Annotated in this window: 15 protein-coding genes; 5 read left to right on the forward strand and 10 right to left on the reverse strand. The window is 69.8% G+C overall.

Annotated features, from left to right (window positions below; all coding sequences use genetic code 11):
• Positions 1 to 110 precede the first annotated feature (110 nt).
• Positions 111 to 779, reverse strand: a complete 669-nt coding sequence (locus tag OMP43_RS02325) for a response regulator transcription factor (protein ID WP_086128141.1) — start codon at positions 777 to 779, stop codon at positions 111 to 113.
• A 20-nt stretch (positions 780 to 799) separates the two neighbouring features.
• Positions 800 to 1,111: a hypothetical protein gene (locus OMP43_RS02330; RefSeq protein WP_280277971.1), complete on the reverse strand. Its 312-nt coding sequence runs from the start codon at positions 1,109 to 1,111 to the stop codon at positions 800 to 802.
• A gap of 201 nt (positions 1,112 to 1,312) precedes the next feature.
• Between OMP43_RS02330 and OMP43_RS02335 the strand changes: the two genes are divergently transcribed.
• Positions 1,313 to 3,103, forward strand: coding sequence for an ABC-F family ATP-binding cassette domain-containing protein (locus OMP43_RS02335; protein ID WP_280277972.1), 1,791 nt, complete (start codon positions 1,313 to 1,315; stop codon positions 3,101 to 3,103).
• Between the two features lie 56 nt (positions 3,104 to 3,159).
• On the opposite strand, the gene OMP43_RS02340 is transcribed toward OMP43_RS02335, so the two are convergent.
• Positions 3,160 to 3,381, reverse strand: coding sequence for an RHS repeat protein (locus OMP43_RS02340; protein WP_280277973.1), 222 nt, complete (start codon positions 3,379 to 3,381; stop codon positions 3,160 to 3,162).
• Positions 3,382 to 3,632: 251 nt separating this feature from the next.
• Here OMP43_RS02340 and OMP43_RS02345 point away from each other — a divergent pair, with 251 nt between their 5' ends.
• On the forward strand, positions 3,633 to 3,968 hold the full coding sequence (locus tag OMP43_RS02345; protein ID WP_280277975.1) for a hypothetical protein: 336 nt from the start codon (positions 3,633 to 3,635) through the stop codon (positions 3,966 to 3,968).
• 39 nt (positions 3,969 to 4,007) lie between these two features.
• Here OMP43_RS02345 and OMP43_RS02350 read toward each other — a convergent pair whose 3' ends face one another.
• The 6 genes from OMP43_RS02350 to OMP43_RS02375 all read right to left on the reverse strand — a co-directional run bounded on the left by OMP43_RS02350 (position 4,008) and on the right by OMP43_RS02375 (position 12,998).
• On the reverse strand, positions 4,008 to 5,024 hold the full coding sequence (locus tag OMP43_RS02350; protein ID WP_280277976.1) for a sensor histidine kinase: 1,017 nt from the start codon (positions 5,022 to 5,024) through the stop codon (positions 4,008 to 4,010).
• 72 nt (positions 5,025 to 5,096) lie between these two features.
• A complete protein-coding gene (locus OMP43_RS02355; RefSeq protein ID WP_280277978.1) occupies positions 5,097 to 5,909 on the reverse strand; it encodes a DUF815 domain-containing protein in 813 nt (270 codons plus the stop codon).
• Between the two features lie 210 nt (positions 5,910 to 6,119).
• Entirely contained in the window at positions 6,120 to 8,201 is a 2,082-nt protein-coding gene (locus OMP43_RS02360; RefSeq protein ID WP_280277979.1) for a tetratricopeptide repeat protein, read from the reverse strand.
• Complete coding sequence (gene prsR / locus OMP43_RS02365) at positions 8,185 to 9,537, reverse strand: PEP-CTERM-box response regulator transcription factor (RefSeq protein ID WP_280278099.1); 1,353 nt, start codon at positions 9,535 to 9,537, stop codon at positions 8,185 to 8,187. Before prsR ends, OMP43_RS02360 begins: the two co-directional genes overlap by 17 nt.
• Before the next feature lie 14 nt (positions 9,538 to 9,551).
• A complete protein-coding gene (prsK, locus tag OMP43_RS02370; RefSeq protein WP_280277981.1) occupies positions 9,552 to 11,609 on the reverse strand; it encodes an XrtA/PEP-CTERM system histidine kinase PrsK in 2,058 nt (685 codons plus the stop codon).
• Positions 11,610 to 12,998 carry a TIGR03013 family XrtA/PEP-CTERM system glycosyltransferase gene (locus tag OMP43_RS02375; RefSeq protein ID WP_280277982.1) on the reverse strand — a complete coding sequence of 463 codons (1,389 nt, stop codon included), beginning with the start codon at positions 12,996 to 12,998 and terminating at the stop codon, positions 11,610 to 11,612. It abuts the gene before it with no gap.
• A gap of 160 nt (positions 12,999 to 13,158) precedes the next feature.
• Here OMP43_RS02375 and OMP43_RS02380 point away from each other — a divergent pair, with 160 nt between their 5' ends.
• Positions 13,159 to 14,220 carry a mannose-1-phosphate guanylyltransferase/mannose-6-phosphate isomerase gene (locus OMP43_RS02380; protein ID WP_280277984.1) on the forward strand — a complete coding sequence of 354 codons (1,062 nt, stop codon included), beginning with the start codon at positions 13,159 to 13,161 and terminating at the stop codon, positions 14,218 to 14,220.
• A 13-nt stretch (positions 14,221 to 14,233) separates the two neighbouring features.
• On the opposite strand, the gene OMP43_RS02385 is transcribed toward OMP43_RS02380, so the two are convergent.
• Positions 14,234 to 15,385 (reverse strand): sulfotransferase, encoded by a 1,152-nt coding sequence (locus OMP43_RS02385; protein ID WP_280277986.1) that lies wholly within the window; start codon positions 15,383 to 15,385, stop codon positions 14,234 to 14,236.
• A gap of 53 nt (positions 15,386 to 15,438) precedes the next feature.
• Between OMP43_RS02385 and OMP43_RS02390 the strand changes: the two genes are divergently transcribed.
• Positions 15,439 to 16,026: an aspartyl/asparaginyl beta-hydroxylase domain-containing protein gene (locus OMP43_RS02390; protein WP_280277988.1), complete on the forward strand. Its 588-nt coding sequence runs from the start codon at positions 15,439 to 15,441 to the stop codon at positions 16,024 to 16,026.
• Between the two features lie 35 nt (positions 16,027 to 16,061).
• Positions 16,062 to 16,355 (forward strand): HNH endonuclease, encoded by a 294-nt coding sequence (locus OMP43_RS02395; protein ID WP_280278100.1) that lies wholly within the window; start codon positions 16,062 to 16,064, stop codon positions 16,353 to 16,355.
• Positions 16,356 to 16,366 lie beyond the last annotated feature (11 nt).

Below are 16,366 nucleotides of genomic sequence, written 5' to 3' on the forward strand. Positions count from 1 at the left end.
AGTGGCGCGGCGGCACTTCGCCCGGCGCGACGGGCTCCGGCTCGGTGAGGGGCCGACCGAACAGGCGCCGGCGCAGCCCGCCTAGAGTCTGGGCGAGCCGTGCCATCCGCTCAGGCGTCGGCCGGCTCTTCCAGGCTGTAGCCCAGGCCGCGGATGGTGGTGATCACATCGGCGCCCAGCTTCTTGCGGATGCGCGTGACGAAGACTTCGATCGTGTTCGAATCGCGATCGAAATCCTGGTCGTAGATATGCTCGATCAGCTCGGTGCGGCTCACCACCTTGCCCTTGTGGTGGAGGAGATAGCTGAGCAGCTTATATTCCTGGGCGGTCAGCTTCACCGGCTCGCCGCCGCGGGTGACCTTGCCCGAGCGGGTGTCGAGCCGGATGTCGCCGGCGGTCAGCTCGGCCGAGGCATTGCCCGAGGCGCGGCGGATCAGGGCGCGCAGCCGGGCGATCAGCTCCTCGGTCTGGAACGGCTTGGCGACATAATCGTCGGCGCCGGCATCGAGGCCCGCCACCTTGTCCGACCAGCTGTCGCGCGCGGTGAGCACCAGGACCGGGGTGGTCTTGCCTTCCTTGCGCCAGCGGTCGAGCACCGTCAGCCCGTCGATCTCGGGCAGGCCGAGATCGAGGATGATCGCGTCATATTGCTCGTTGGAGCCGAGATAGAGGCCTTCCTCGCCATCGGTGGCGAGATCCACCGCATAGCCCGCGCCTTCCAGCGCATTGCGGAGCTGCTGCCCCAGGTTCGGCTCATCCTCGACGATCAGCAGTCGCATGTCATTCCCCTCGCCGGGCCCTAATCGCCCGTTTTGCGGACGATCGCGCCGGACCGGCCATCGACGTCCACCCAGATCACCGATCCATTGCGCAGGAACTTCAGCGTGTAAACTTCCGTTGCGGGATCATAGTCGAAACCGAGATATTGGGCCCCGGGCAGCCGCGGCACCACGCGCCGCTCGATCTCGCGTACCGAGAGCGGCGGCCCGGCCTGGCGGCGGGGCGAGCGGCCGTCCGAATCCTGGTGCCCGTCCGGCCGCGCAGCCGCGGCCCCGGCGGGCGCGAACGCCGCCAGGCAGGCGCAAAGGATGGGCGTTACCAACATCTTCATGGCAGATGGCATAGGGTCCGGGCATTGAATAGCCCCTGAACGCGCGCTTCAGCCGGCGGTAACTTGCCGGGCGGGCTCGCCACCCCTAGGTGGAGCCCATTGCGACGGCACCGGCCCACTCCCCACCCGGCCACCCATGGGATATTAACGTTGGGCGGCCGGGTGGGGAGTGGGCCGGTGCCGCAACCGATCAAAGGCACCATGGCTGCACCTGTCCTCGCTTATGAAAATCTCGGTCTCGTCCAGGGCCATGGCTGGCTGTTCCGCGGACTGAACCTCTATGTCGGCGAGCGCGACCGGCTGGCGCTGATCGGCCGCAACGGCGCGGGCAAGACGACCCTGCTCAAGCTGATCGCCGGCAGCATCGACGGCGACGAGGGCCGCCGCACCATCGTGCCGGGCACCCGGGCCGTGCTGCTCGAGCAGGAGCCGCGGATGGAGGGCTGCGCGACTCTGCTCGACTATGTGCTCTCGGGCAGCGACGCGCCGCCCCGGCACGAGGCGGAGGCCATCGCCGACCAGCTCGGCATCGACCTGGGCCGCGAGGCGAAGACCGCCTCGGGCGGCGAGCGCCGCCGCGCGGCGATCGCGCGGGCATTGGCGCAGAACCCCGATGTGCTGCTGCTCGACGAGCCGACCAACCATCTCGACCTCGCCGCGATCGAGTGGCTGGAGGACTGGCTGAGCCGCTTCACCGGCGCGTTCATCGTGATCAGCCATGACCGTACCTTCCTCACGCGCCTCACCCGCTCGACCCTGTGGCTCGACCGCGGCACGATTCGCCGCGCCGAGGTGGGCTTTGGCGGGTTCGAGGCCTGGACCGACCAAGTCTATGCCGAGGAGGAGCGCAACGCCCAGCGGCTCGACGCCAAGCTCAAGATCGAGGAGCATTGGCTCCAGCGCGGCGTCACCGGCCGGCGCCGGCGCAACCAGGGCCGCCTCGAGAAGCTCAAGGAAATGCGCGCCACCCGCGCCGCGATGATGGGGCCGCAGGGCGCCGCCAAGCTCGTCACCGCCGCCGACGACAGCAACACCAAGGTGGTGATCGACGCCAAGCACGTCACCAAGCGCTTCGGCGCCGGGGACGATCAGCGCACGATCATCAAGGACCTGACCTTCCGCGTCACCAAGGGCGACCGGATCGGCATCGTCGGCGCCAATGGCGCGGGCAAGTCGACCCTGCTCAAGCTCCTGACCGGCGAGATCCAGCCCGACGAAGGCACGGTCAAGCTCTCCAACACGCTGAACGGCGTGATCATCGACCAGCAGCGCAGCCTGATGGACCCCGCCAAGTCGGTGCGCGACGTGCTGGCGGACGGCGGCGACTGGATCGAGGTGCTGGGCGTGAAGAAGCATGTCCATGGCTATCTCAAGGAGTTCCTGTTCGACCCCTCGATCGCCGAGGCCAGGATCGCCACGCTTTCGGGCGGCGAGCGTTCGCGCCTGCTGCTGGCGCGCGAGTTCGCCCGCCATTCCAACCTGCTGGTGCTCGACGAGCCGACCAACGACCTCGACCTCGAGACGCTGGACCTGCTCCAGGAAGTGATCGCCGATTATGAGGGCACGGTGCTGATCGTCAGCCACGACCGCGACTTTCTCGATCGCACGGTGACGGTGACGCTCGGGCTCGACGGATCGGGCATGGTCGACGTCGTGGTCGGCGGCTATGCCGATTGGGAGGCCAAGCGCCGGCCCAGGCAGGAGGCGAGAAAGGCCGCGCCAAGGGCCGCGCCGGCGGCCGAAGCGCCGAAAAAGGCGACCAAGCTCAGCTACAAGGACCAGCGCGACTACGACCTGTTGCCCAAGCGGATCGAGGAGATCGAGGCGCAGATCGCCCGGGACGAGACCGCGCTGGCCGATCCGGACCTCTATGCCAGGGATCCGGGCAGATTCTCGAAGCTGAGCGACGGCATCTCGAAGCTGCGCGACGAGAAGGATGCGGCGGAGATGCGCTGGCTGGAGCTGGCGGAGATGGTCGAGACGCTGGGCTGAGCCGGAACGCGTCCGGACTTCGCCATTCCTGCCGCCGGATTATTTGAGCGGCCGGATTATTTGAGCGGGATGACCGTGAAGCCGTTGAGCGGCACGACGAAGGCGCGGCGCACACTTGTCTCGACCTTCACGTTCGTGCGGTTGCCGGCGGGGTCATAGCTGTAGTTCGCCCTGGTATCGCCCCTGGCGCTGCTTTCGGTCGTCACCTTCACCAGGCGACCGAGCGCATCATATTCATATTTGGTCTGTTCCGGCGCGGTCTGCGCAATGGCCGGCATAGAAAGTACGAACGGAATCACGGAAATAAGTTCACGTCTCATGGCATATCCGTGATCTGTGATGGAATTTACCTCTTGCGGGCCAATGTCCGACATGGCCGGCGATAATCAAGTGTGAAAAATGCATCCGGGAATGTCCGGGGGGTTGCATCGGAAACGGTGCTTGTTTCTTGCCCGTTGCAATATTTTAAATTGCGATAGGGCGTGACGCCAAGCATTCCCCGCACGAATCCTCAAGGCGGATGGGGCTCATGAAAATCATCGCAAAGCTGCTCGCACTTTCGACAACACTCGTCCTCGGGCTGAGCGGCGCCTCCGCCTCCGACCAGTCCGCCGGCCTCGTGACATCGGTCCAGCAGACCGGCAGCCGGTTCTTCTTCTACACCACGGGCGCGCGAACCGCGCGGCCGGGATGCGATTGCTGCGGTCGCTGGGAAATCGATCCGTCGACCAATGCGGGCCAGTCCCAGGTCGCGATCGTGCTCACGGCATATGCGACCCAGCGTCCGGTGGCCGTGGCGGGGACCGGCAGCTGTGTCGGTGGCGCGAACGATACCGAAGGCGTCAACCTGCTTATCGCCAACTGACGCGCGGGGCGCGCGGGCCGGTCGAGCCGATCCGCCCCTTCAGGCCTCCAGCACCACCGTGACCACCGTGCCGTCCGGCCCGGTCTCCGTCGTTGTCGTGCCGCGCGCCTGCCGGACGAAGCCGTCGATCAGCTTCTGGCCGAGCCCGCCGTCCCTGCGCGGCCGGGCGTTGGCGGGCATGCCGACGCCATCGTCGCGCACCACCAGCTTCCAGCCCGACGGGATGGCCGCGAATCGCACTTCGATCCGCCCGCTGTCGCGCCCCGCAAAGGCGTGCTTGGCGGCATTGGTGACGAGTTCGTTGACGATCAGCCCGATCGAGACGGCCCGGTCGCGCGGCATCGCGCCATGGTCGCACGCGCATTCGAGCGTGATCGCCCCGCGCAGGAACAGCGCCTCGGCCAGCGCCGCGCTCAGCTCGTCGAGATAGACCGCCATGTCGACGGCGCCCGGCGAGGATGCCGCGCCGCGATAGAGGTGCCGGTGGGCCCGCGCGATGCTCTCCACCCGGGCCAGCGCCGAGGACAGCGCCACCTGGGTCTCCGCGTCCCGCGCGCGGCGGCGCTGCATGTCGAGCAGCGCGGCGACCAGCGTGAAGTTGTTCTTCACCCGGTGATCGAATTCCTCGAGGAACAGGTCGCGCTCCGATATCTCGCGATCGCGCTCGTCCGAGGCGCGGCGCACGGCGCGGCGGAACAGCTCGGCGATCACGATCACCGCCAGATAATTCACTGCGGCGAGCACCAGCCGGGCGGTTTCGTCCGGCGACTTGAGCGCCATCGAGTGCCGCACCGGCAGCACGAAATACCAGCTGTAGAGCAGCGTGAGCACGCCGGTCAGCAGCCCCGCCTGCCACCGCCCGAACAGCGTCGCCATCAGGATGGCGGGAAAGCCGAGCACGAACGGCCCGGCGGCGGGGGCGACGCTGTCGATCGCGGTGCGCAGCCCGATGGCCAGCGCGGTGGCGAGCAGCCCCAGGCCCAGCTGCACGATCCATGTGCCGCGCCCGTTCGGCGCCAGCCGGTCGAGAAGATCGGTTTCGCCTATCCGCCCCATGGCGCGAGGAGGGACTGGCCGCCGACCAGAGTCAAGCGTCCTCGCCGGTCTTTTTGATCTGGATCAGTGCAATTACAGGTTGCGCCCCGATCTTCCCGCAAGATCAACCACATATTGCCATGCGACGCGCCCCGAGCGGCTGCCGCGCCGCGTCGCCCAGCCGATCGCATCGACCGGATCGAAGCCAAGGCCGTGCGCATCGGCATAGGCGCGGACGATGTCGACATAAGTGTCCTGGTCGACGACGTGAAAGCCGAGGCTGAGCCCGAACCGGTCGGCCAGCGCCAGCCCGTCGTCCGCCGAGTCGCGCGGATTGATCGCGCTCGATTGCTCGGCGATGTCGCGGACGACCAGATGGCGGCGGTTCGAAGTGACGAGCAGCCGCGCATTGTTCGGCCGCGCCTCGGCCCCGCCCTGGAGCAGCGAGCGCAACGCCCGGGCATCGCCCACGCCGTCGAAGCCGAGATCGTCGAGGAACACGGCAAAGGGACGGTCGGTCGCGCCGAGCAGTCCGAACAGCTCGGGCAGGGTGGCGAGCTCGGTGGTCACCGCCTCGACCAAGGCGAGGCGCCCGCCCTGCGCCTGCACCGCGGCGACCGCGCTCTTCACCAGCGCCGACTTGCCGGTGCCGCGCGCGCCCCAGAGCAGCACGTCCTGCGCCGCATGGCCGTCGGAAAGCCGGGTGAGGTTCGCCACCAGCGCCTCGCGCTGCGAATCCACGCCGCGCAGGATATCGATCGGAAGCGGATCGAACACGCGCGCGGGGGCCAGGCCGTGCCCGCGCCACACATAGGCGGGATGCGCCTCGAGATCGGCGGGTGGCGGCGGCGGCGGGGCCAGCCGGTCGAGCGCATCGGCGATGCGGGCGAGGATCTCTTCGTTCATGGGGGCGCTATAGCGAGGCACCGTCGCCGGCTCACCCCCAACTTCGCTATCAGCGCCTATGCGTGCGGCTTGTCGGGCATTGGCGGAGCCCGGCGCAATGCCGGGGTGCCGGCCTTCCCTTTCTCCCTCGACCGCACCCGCAACAGGGGCTCGTGCGCGCGGAAAGATCGATCCCCCGTAGCGTAAGCTTCCGCGGCCGGACGCCGCCGGTCAGCCGTTCGCCATCGCCTGTGCCGCCGCCCGGTCGGTGAAGCCCGGATCGGCCAGCGCGGCCTGGGCGTGCTGCTTCGCCTCTGCCTTGCGGCCCAGCGCCGCATAGACCTGGGCCAGGTGCCAGCGCAGGCCCGGATGCCGGGGGGCGAGGATCACCGCTTTCTGGAGCAGCTCGAGCGCGCCGTCCTTGTCGCCGCCGCGGAACAGCGCCCAGCCATAGGCGTCGACCACGGCGGGATTGGCCGGGGCGAGGCCATAGGCGGCTTCGCCGAAATCGACCGCGGTTCCGGTCTCGCCCGCGCCGGCATAGGCGGCGGCCAGCTCGGCGTTGAGCACGGCGTCGCCATCCCCGATGCGGGCACGGATGTCCTCCAGCGAATCGATCGCCGCGTCATAGTCTCCCGCGGCGAGCTGCCAGTGCGCCGAAAGGCGCAGCGCCGGGATGCTCACCGGATTCTGCGACAGGAACAGCGCGAGCGCGTTCGCCGCATCCTCGCGCCGGCCGGCGCGATCGAGCGCGTCGACCAGGCGGAGCAGGGTCGGCTCGTCGAAGCGCAGATCGGCGGCGCGGCGATAGGCGGCGGCGGCATCGGCCGGGCGGCCGAGCAGCATCAGCATGTCGCCCAGCACCACCTGCGCGCCGGCGGCGCCGGGGTTGCGGGCGGCAATGTCCTGGGCGCGGGCCAGGGCGCCGGCCCTGTCGCCGCCGGCGATCAGCGCGCGGATCAGCGGCAGCGTCGCCGCCGGGTCGCTCGGCCGCCGCGCCGCATCGGCGGCGAGCGTGGCGGTGCTGTCGTCGGCGCTGAACGCCGTCGCCTCGCCCGTTGCCGGGAAGGCGGCGCGGTCGAGGAAGCGGGCGGCGCTGTCGCGGTCGCCGATCCGCTCGAAGCCGCGCGCTGCCAGGGTCAGCGCATAGCTGTCGGCATCGGCGCGGGCGACCACCGGGCTCAGCATGTCGATCGCGTTGCGGGCGCGATCGGTGCGCAGCAGGGCGACGGCGAGCAGCTTGCGCGCGGTGATGTTCATCGGCTGCATGCCGACCAGGTCGGTCAGCTTCTCGATTGCCTGCTCGTAATCGCCCTTCTCCAGGTCGAGCGTGCCGCCGAGCAGCATCGCGCCGGGAAGCTCGTCGATCGCGCCGCCGGTCTTGTCGAGGATCGAGCGGGCGAGATCGAAACTGCCGGCCCGTGCGGCGATCACCGCCTGGAGGTAGAGCGCCTGCGGGCTGCCCGGCCGGGCGGCGAGCGCGCGGCGGGTGGCGGCGAGCGCGTCGACGGCGCGGCCGGCATCGCCCAGGGTCGCGGCATATTCGATCAGCGCGGCGTGGCGGGCGGGGTCGCGCTTCAGCGCCTGCTCGAACCAGGGCAGGGCGGCGACCAGCCCATATTGGCTGCGCACGACCTCGCCGCGCACGACCAGCGCATCGACCGAGCCGGGCGCGAGCTTGACAGCGCGGTCCGAAGCCTCGGCGGCGCCGAGAAGGTCGCCGGCGGCGAAGCGGAAGCGGGCAATCTCGGTCCACACGCCGGCGTCGTCGGGGGCGAGGTGCAGGGCCTGGTCGAGGGCGTTCTGGGCGCCGGCATAGTCGCCCGTCGCGGTCAGCGCGCGCGCGCGGATGCGCAGCCCATAGGGGCGCAGCTTTTGCGGCGCCTTGTCGGCTTCGGCGGGCGCCTTGTCGGTCTTGCCCTGGAGTATCCATGCCTCGGCGCGCCATTGCGGCACGGCGGCGGCGTCATAGCCGGCATCGACCGCGCGCTGGATCTCGCCCTCGGCGCCGACGCCGTCCTGCAGCGCGAGCAGCGCACGGGCGAGGACGATATGGGCGTTCTCATTGTCGGGATCGCCGCGCACCGCCTCCGCCGCGAGGTCGCGCGCGCCGGTGGCGTTGTCGGCCTTGAGCAGCGCCTCGGCGCGTGCGGTCGCCTCGGCGGCTTCGGCCCTGCCCATCCGGCCGGGGGCCAGCGTGAACCAGCCGATCAGCACGGCGAGCAGCACTGCCAGCGCGCCGCCGATTACCAGCACGCCGCGCACGCCGAAGCCCGAGGATCTGGCGCGGGCGCGCCTATGGCTGGAGGTCATAGGCCTTCATCAGGTCATAGAGGGTGGGGCGGCTGATGCCGAGCAGCCGGGCGGTGCCGGAGATATTGCCTTCGGCGCGGGCCAGCGCGTGGCGGATCGCCTTGCGATCGGCGAGCTCGCGCGCGGCCTTCAGGTTGACCGGCTCGGTGCCCGCCTGGGCGTCGAGGTCGAGATCCCCGGCGGTGACGTGCTTGCCCTCGGCCATGATCGCCGCGCGCTTCACGCGGTTCTCCAGCTCGCGGACATTGCCGGGCCAGCCCCAGGCGTCGATCGCGGCGAGCGCGTCGGGCGCGAAGCTGCGGGCGGCGGTGTTCATCTGCGCGGCGTATTTCCGCAGGAAGTGGCGCGCGAGCAGCCCGGCATCGCCCGGCCGCTCGGCCAGGCTGGGGATGCGCACGACGATCTCGGCGAGGCGGTAGTATAGATCCTCGCGGAAGCGATTGTCGGCGACCATCGCGTCGATGTCCTGGTGCGTCGCGCAGACGATCCGGGTGTCCACCGCGATCGCCTGGCGCCCGCCGACGCGCTCGATCACCCGCTCCTGGAGGAAGCGCAGCAGCTTGACCTGGAGCGGCAGCGGCACGTCGCCGATCTCGTCGAGGAACAGGGTGCCGCCCTGGGCCAGCTCGATCTTGCCCTCGGTCGTCTTCACTGCGCCGGTGAAGGCGCCCTTCTCGTGGCCGAACAGCTCGCTCTCGAGCAGCGTGTCGGGGATCGCCGCGCAGTTGATCGCGACGAAGCGGCCCTTGCGCCCGCTCTTGTCGTGCAGCCCGCGGGCGAGCAGTTCCTTGCCGGTACCGCTGGCGCCGAGCAGCATCACCGAGACGTCGGCGCTGGCGACCCGCTCGATCGTGCGGGTGACCTTGAGCATCTCGGGCGCGCCGGTGAGCATGCCGCCCAGCACCGCGCCGGCCTCGACCCGCTCGGCCAGGCGCCGGTTCTCCGCTTCCAGCGCATGGACGTGGAAGGCGCGGGCGACGATCAGGCCCAGCGCGTCGATGTCGATGGGCTTCTGGTAGAAGTCCCAGGCGCCGAGCGAGATCGCGCGCAGCATCGATTCGTGCGCGCCGTGCCCGGAGGCGACGATCACCTTGGTATCGGGGCGGAGCGACAGGATCGTCTCCAGCGTCGCGAAGCCCTCGGTGGTGCCGTCGGGATCGGGCGGCAGGCCGAGATCGAGCGTGACCACCGGCGGCTCCTCGGCGCGCAGCACGGTGATCGCTTCCTCGCGGGTGGAGGCAGTGAAGATCTCATAGCCGTCATAGGCCCAGCGCAGCTGGCGCTGGAGCCCGGCATCGTCCTCGACGATGAGCAGCTTCGGCAGCGACCTGGACAAAGCGGGAGCGTCGCTCATGCGGCCCTCCCCATGCCCAGGTCCGCGGGATGCGCGGCCCTCAGGATCACGCGGAAGCGCGTGCCCTTGCCTTCGCGCGACGTCACTTCGATGCGGCCCTCCATGGCATGCGCGAGCTGGCGGGCCTCGAAGGCGCCGATGCCGAACCCGCCTTCCTTCGACGAGACGAAGGGCTTGAACAATTTGTCGCGGATGAAGGCGGGCGACATGCCGGTCCCGAGATCGATCACGTCGATCGCCACCCGCTCGCCATCGGCCAGGACCGCGAGCGTCACCGGCTCGTTCGCCGGGCTCGCCTCGATCGCGTTCTGGACGAGATGGCCGAGCAGCTGCTCGAGGCTCGCCGGATCCGCATGGGCGATCGCGCTGCGCACGCCCGAAGTGACCACCGGATGCTGGCCCCGGCGCTGGGCGGCGACCCGTTCGACCAGTGCGACGATCTCGATCGCATGCGGCGCTTCGGAGCGGCCGCGATGATGCTGGGAGAGGCGGGCGAGCAACCCGTTCATCCGCTCGGCAGAGCTCTGCAGCGTCGCCACCATGTCGGCGCGGAACTCGGGCTTGTCGGCGTGGCGCTCGGCGTTGCGCGCCGTGAGGGTCAGCTGGCTCACCAGGTTCTTGATGTCGTGCAGGATGAAGGCGAAGCGGCGGTTGAACTCGTCGAAGCGCTGCGCCTCGGCGAGCGCCTCCTGCGCGCGGGCCTCGGCGAGATAGGAGGCGACCTGGCGGCCGGCCACCTTCAGCAGGTCGAAATCCTCCCAGTCGAGCGCGCGGTCGAGCGGCGGGCGCGCGAGCAGGATCGCGCCCGCGAGCTCGGCCAGATGCGGCAGCGGCACGATCACCCAGGCCTCGGACAGGTCGAGCATCCATTGCGGCACGACGGAAGCGTCGCGATGATCCTCGCTGCGGCGGACGGCGTCGAGCTCGATGATCCGCCCGGTCGCCCGGAGGTGCTCGCCCAGCGCCGTGTCGCTGGCGATCGGCAGCGTCGTGCGATCCCAGTTCCAGCTCGCGCCGACGCCGAGCCCGCCCGCATCGGGGACGAGCAGCACGCCCGCCGGGCTCTCGGTCAGGTCGGCGATCGCCTTGACGATGCGCTCGTCGAGCGCGGCGCCGCCCTGCGGATTGCCGAGCGTCTCGGTGAAGCGCATCCATTCGGTGCGATAATCATAGCGATGGCGGAAGAGATGCTTGGCGAGCTTGACCTTCAGCCAGGCACGCAGCCAGCTATTGGCGACCAGCGTGAGGATCGCCGCGGTCGAGCCCAGCACGAAGGCGGTCTGAAGGATGCGGGCATTGGGGCCGCCCACGGTGGCGATCGCGGAAGTGGCGAGGGCCAGCAGCGCGAAATAGACGCCCACCGCGACCAGCGAGAGCGACTGGTAGGTGACGGCGCGCGACACCTCTATCCTCCATTCGCCCTTGCGCTGGAGCGCGGCGCCGATCGCGAGCGCGATGGCGAGATAGGCGAGGCCGCGCAGCACCAGCGGCTCGGTCCGCCACTCGGCGGCGAGATAGGCGGTCGTGTAGAGCCCGAGCTCGGCGCACCAGATGCCGGCGAGCGCCAGCGCCAGCGTGCGCAGCGGCCCGCCCGCGGCCGGGCTCAGCGCCGACCAGAGCGCCTGGACCAGCACCAGCGCCGCGACGGTGACGAGCATGCGCAACAGCACGGCGGCGTTGGCGGTCTGCACGGCCACGATCGGCTCGGGATCGGCATAGGCGATGAGCGTGAGCCCCAGCGCGCCGATCTGCACCAGTGCGACGACGCCATAGACCGTGCCCAGCGCGATCGGCGGGCGCGTCTGCGCGTCGCGGCGGTGGAGCACCAGCATGAAGCCCAGCCAGGCCAGATTGCGCAGCGTCTCGGCGAACCAGCTGGCGACGTCCGTCGATCCGATGCCGGCGATGGCGAGCGCCCAGAGCGCGGTGGCGGCCAGCGCGAAGGCAAGCGGACGGCGCGGCAGCCCGGCCAGGTCGGCGCGCCAGGCCCAGAGCGCGAGTGCGCCGAACAGCAGCGCCGCGAGCGCATGCAGCCAGAGCAGCAGCGCGCCCATCTAGCGCGCGCCTTCGGGGAACAGCACGACGCGGATGGTCTGGAGCAGGATCAGCACGTCGAGGAACGGCGAATAATTCTTCGCGTAGTAGAGGTCGTATTCAAGCTTCTGGCGCGAATCCTCGATCGATGCGCCATAGGGATAGTTGATCTGCGCCCAGCCGGTGATGCCCGGCTTCACCATGTGGCGCTCGGCATAATAAGGCAGCTTGGTCTCGAGGTCCTCGACGAACTGGGGGCGCTCGGGGCGGGGGCCGACAAAGCTCATCTCGCCCTTGAGCACGCTCCAGCATTGCGGCAGCTCGTCGATCCGCGTCTTGCGGATGATGCGGCCGACGCGGGTGATGCGCGGATCGTCCTTCTCCGCCCACACGGCCTTGCCCCCGGCCTCGGCGTCCTGGCGCATCGAGCGCAATTTGATCACGTCGAAGCCGGTGCCGTACAGGCCGACGCGGCGCTGACGGTAAAAGGCGGGGCCCCGGCTCTCCAGCTTCACCAGGATGGCGGTGAGCAGGATGATCGGCAGCATCAGCGTGAGCAGCACCAGGCTGGCGCCGATGTCGAACAGCCGCTTGAACATGCTCGACAGCATGCGGCCCGAGGAGAAGCCGTCGGAGAAGATCAGCCAGCTGGGATTGACGCTGTCCAGGTCGACGCGGCCGGTCTCGCGCTCGAGGAAGGTCGAGATCTCGTTGACGTGCACGCCGGTGGTCTTGATCCGCAGCAGGTCCTTGAGCGGCAGCGCGTTGCGTCGCTCCTCCAGCGCGAGCACGACTTCGCTGGCGTTGAGCACCACGACATGGTCGGCGAGATTGTAGATCGCGTCGCGGGCGATCGCCTCGGGGATCACCCGATTGGCCTCGCTCATCGCGACATAGCCGACCACGACGAAGCCCGCGCCGGGGGTCTTGGAGAGATCCTTGAGGCGCTGTGCCCGCGCGCCGGCGCCGAGCACGACGATGCGGCGCTTGAACGCCTGGCTGCCCAGCGCCTTGCCGAGCAGGATGCGCAGGGCGATCAGCGACGCGATCGAGCAGCCCATCGCGTAGAGCAGGTTCGAGCGCCAGAAGCCGATCTCGGGGATCAGGAAATAGAGCACGCTCAAGCCGATCACGCCCAGCGAGATCGCCACGATCAGTCGGGCCATCGCATAGCGCAGCGACTGGAGCGAATCGGCGCCGTAGACGCCGACCGCGACCATCGCGATCTCGAGGAACAGCGCATAGCTGACGAGCTGCGGCCAGCGCTCCTGCATCAGCGGCAGGCCGATGCCGAGCTGATGGGCGCGCAGCATCCAGCCGAGCTCGCCCGACATCGCCAGCAGCAGGATGTCGAGAAAGCCGAGCAGCAGCACCGCGTTGGGCACGTAATGCTTGAACAGCCGGATCATGGAGACCCGCTGTAATGCGGAAGTGTAAACAAATCCGACATGGCGCCGCCTCGGGGCTCGCGGAAAAATCTCCGCCGTTCCGGCACCAATGCCGCGGCCCATGTGTTTGACCCGGGGGGCAAATCGCCGCATTGCGAAATCTTCAGGAGGTTCGAAGCACATGCCGGATTCGAAGCCGATCGTTCCTGTCATCCTGTCGGGAGGATCGGGCACCCGCCTCTGGCCGATGTCGCGGGCGGAGAAACCCAAGCAGCTCCTGTCGCTGACCGCCGAGGAGACGATGCTCCAGCTCACGGCGCGCCGCGCCGCCGGGGAGCGGTTCGGCCGGCCGATCGTCGTCGCCAACGCGCATCATGCCGACATGGTGGAGGAACAGCTCGCCGCCGCGGACAGCGCCGCGCGCGCGCTGGTGCTCGAGCCGATGGGGCGCAACACCGCGCCGGCCATCGCGCTCGCCGCGATCGCGGCGGGGGGCGGCGCCGAGCCGCTGCTGGTGATGCCGTCCGACCATGTGATCGCCGATGTCGATGCCTTTCACCTGGCGATCGAGGCCGCGCTCCCGCTGGTGGAGGAGGGGTGGCTGATCACCTTCGGCATCACGCCCGACGCGGCCGAGACTGGCTATGGCTGGATCAAGGTGGGCGAAGTGCTGGCCGACGGGGTGCACCGCGTCGAGCGTTTCGTCGAGAAGCCGGCGCGCGACCGGGCCGAGGCGATGCTCGCGGAGGGCGGGCATACCTGGAACGGCGGCATCTTCCTGTTCCGCGCCGATGCCTATCTGGGGGCGCTGGCCAGCTATGCGCCCGACATGCTGCACGCGGCGCAGCAGGCGATGGCGAAGGGCCGGCGCGAGGGCGCCCGGATCTGGCCCGATGCTGACAGCTTCGCCGCCAGCCCGTCGGACTCGATCGACTATGCCGTGATGGAGAAGGCGCCGCGCGTGGCGGTGGTGCCGGTCACGATGGGCTGGAGCGACGTCGGCAGCTGGGACGCGCTCCATGCGATCAGCCACGCCGATGACGGCGGCAACGTCGTGCGCGGCGACGCGGTGGTGATCGAATCGAGCAACTGCCTGGTCCGCGCCGAGCCGGGCAAGCGGGTGGCGCTGGTCGGCGTCGAGGATCTGATCGTGGTCGCCTCGGGCGATGACGTGCTCGTCCTGCCGCGCGGGCGCAGCCAGGAAGTGAAGAAGATCATCGAGGCGATGCAGAAGGGCGGCTAGGGCAGAAGGGCGGCTAGGCCGCGGTGCGCCGGGCCTCGAGCGCGTTGAAGACCGGAGCGAGATATTGCGCGGCGATGGCGCGGAGCTCGGCATCGGCCTCGCGCTGCTTGGCCTCGCCATCGGCCTGGAAGCGTGCCGCCGGGGCCTTGGAATGGCGACCCGCCACCATGGCCATGGAGTCCCGCGCCGCCGCGTCGGGGACGATGCCGAAATGAGGGAGGATCTGGTCGAAAAGCGCCTCGGGCAGCTGGGCGTAGTTGATCAGCAGCCCCTTGTCCGTACCATGCTCGGTCACCGCGCCGCAGGTCCGTTCGAGGATCCGGGCGATGAAGGCGCGCTCGGGAAGATGCGCATCCTCGGCGGTCAGGCCGAACCATTCGAGCGGCACCACGCCGGGAACGGTCTGCACGCCGCGCAGGCGCAGTTGCGAAACCAGCACTTCCACGGGATCGCGGTAGAGGAAGATCCACGGCGTCTCGGGAAAGGCGCGGCGCAGCAGCGGCAGCGCCCGGGTGTGCCAGCTGTCGAGCTTGACGAAGAGATGCTCGGCGCCGCGGCCATAGGCATGGACCAGCCCGCGCAACGCGTCGGCATGCATTTCGGGATCGGGGAAGCGATGCTGGATCATCGCGTCGAGCGGCGGCGCTTCGGAGATCGAGACGTGCCCCGGGGCGGCGCCGAGCATCTGCGAGACCAGGGTGGAGCCGCAGCGGGACATATGGAAGATGAAGCCCGAAGGCGCGCGGAGATCGGTACGGCCCAGGAAGCTGGCGAGCGGCGTGGCGGTGCGGAACAGGCGGTTGAACGGCCGGCCCGCCGCCTCGCGCACGGCATCCTCGAAAAAGGGCGTGTTCGGGGAGATGCCGGCGAAGTTGAACCATTGGACCGCCGGCTCGGGCGCGGCCGGGAAACTTATCGGCAGCCAGTCCCGGCACGGCCAGTCGTGCCGGGTGACCGGCGCCGGGAGAAAGCGGTGCATCCCGACGGGATCGGGGCGGCCGCCCTCGATCAGATCGGCCGCGGCGAGCGATAGGCCGCGCGCCGCGGCCCAGGCGAGCGCGCGCGCCTCGAAGATCGCGGGATCCTGGGGCTCGGCGAGATGCGCCTGCGCCGGCGGATCGGCCAGCACGGCGGCGCGGAACTGGTCGAGCGGGGTCGGTGGCATTGCAATCATCGGGGACCGGGATAGGCTCGAGGCGGAGGAAGGAGCAGGCTAATATGGCGACCGCATCCGCACAATCCGCCTGGCCCGATCGGGCGCGGCTGCCCCTTGTCTTCGATCCCGGGCCGCTGGCCGCCGATCTCGCCGCGCTCGAGCGCGGCGACTGGACCGCGCATTTCGTGCAGCAGAACTATGAGGGCGACTGGAGCGTGCTGCCGCTGCGCGCGCAGGCCGGCGCCATGCATCCGATCCAGATGATCTACTCGGCGCCGGGCGCCACTGCGTTCGTCGACACGCCGTGGCGGGCGCGGATGCCGGCGCTGTCGGCGGTGATCGACGCCTTCGCCTGCCCGGTCCTCGCGGTGCGGCTGATGCGGCTCGCGGCCGGATCGGTGATCAAGGAACATGCGGATTTCGATCTCGACGCCGCCGATGGCCTGGCCCGGATCCATGTGCCGATACAGACCAACGCGGATGTCGATTTCCGGCTGAACGGGACCCGGGTGGCCATGGCGCCGGGCGAGGCCTGGTATCTGCGGCTCGCGGACCCGCACAGCGTGGCGAACCGGGGCCGCGCCGCGCGCATCCATCTGGTGCTCGACCTGGTGGTGAACGACTGGCTGATGCGCCAGCTCGAAGGATGAGCGGGCGCGTCCGGCGCAAGCAGGTCGCGGCGGCGATGGAAGCCGTCGCGACCGCGCCGCTGCCCGAGGCCTGCGCGCTTTGCGGCCGCCCGCTCGGCCGGCGGACCGAATGGCATCATGTGCTGCCCAGGAGCGAGGGCGGCCGGGAGACCGTGCCGCTCCACCCGATCTGCCACCGGACGATCCATGCCAGCGCGAGCAATGCCGAGCTGGCGCGGCTCTATCCCACGCTCGAAGCGCTGCGCGAGCGCGAGGACATCCGCCGCTTCGTCGCCTGGATCGCGGACAAGCCGCCCGATTTCCATGCGCCGACGCGGAAGCATCGTTAGGCGGGACCAGC

Origin of the sequence: Sphingomonas sp. CBMAI 2297 (assembly GCF_029870595.1) — a bacterium.
In the GTDB taxonomy this organism is placed as follows: domain Bacteria; phylum Pseudomonadota; class Alphaproteobacteria; order Sphingomonadales; family Sphingomonadaceae; genus Sphingomonas.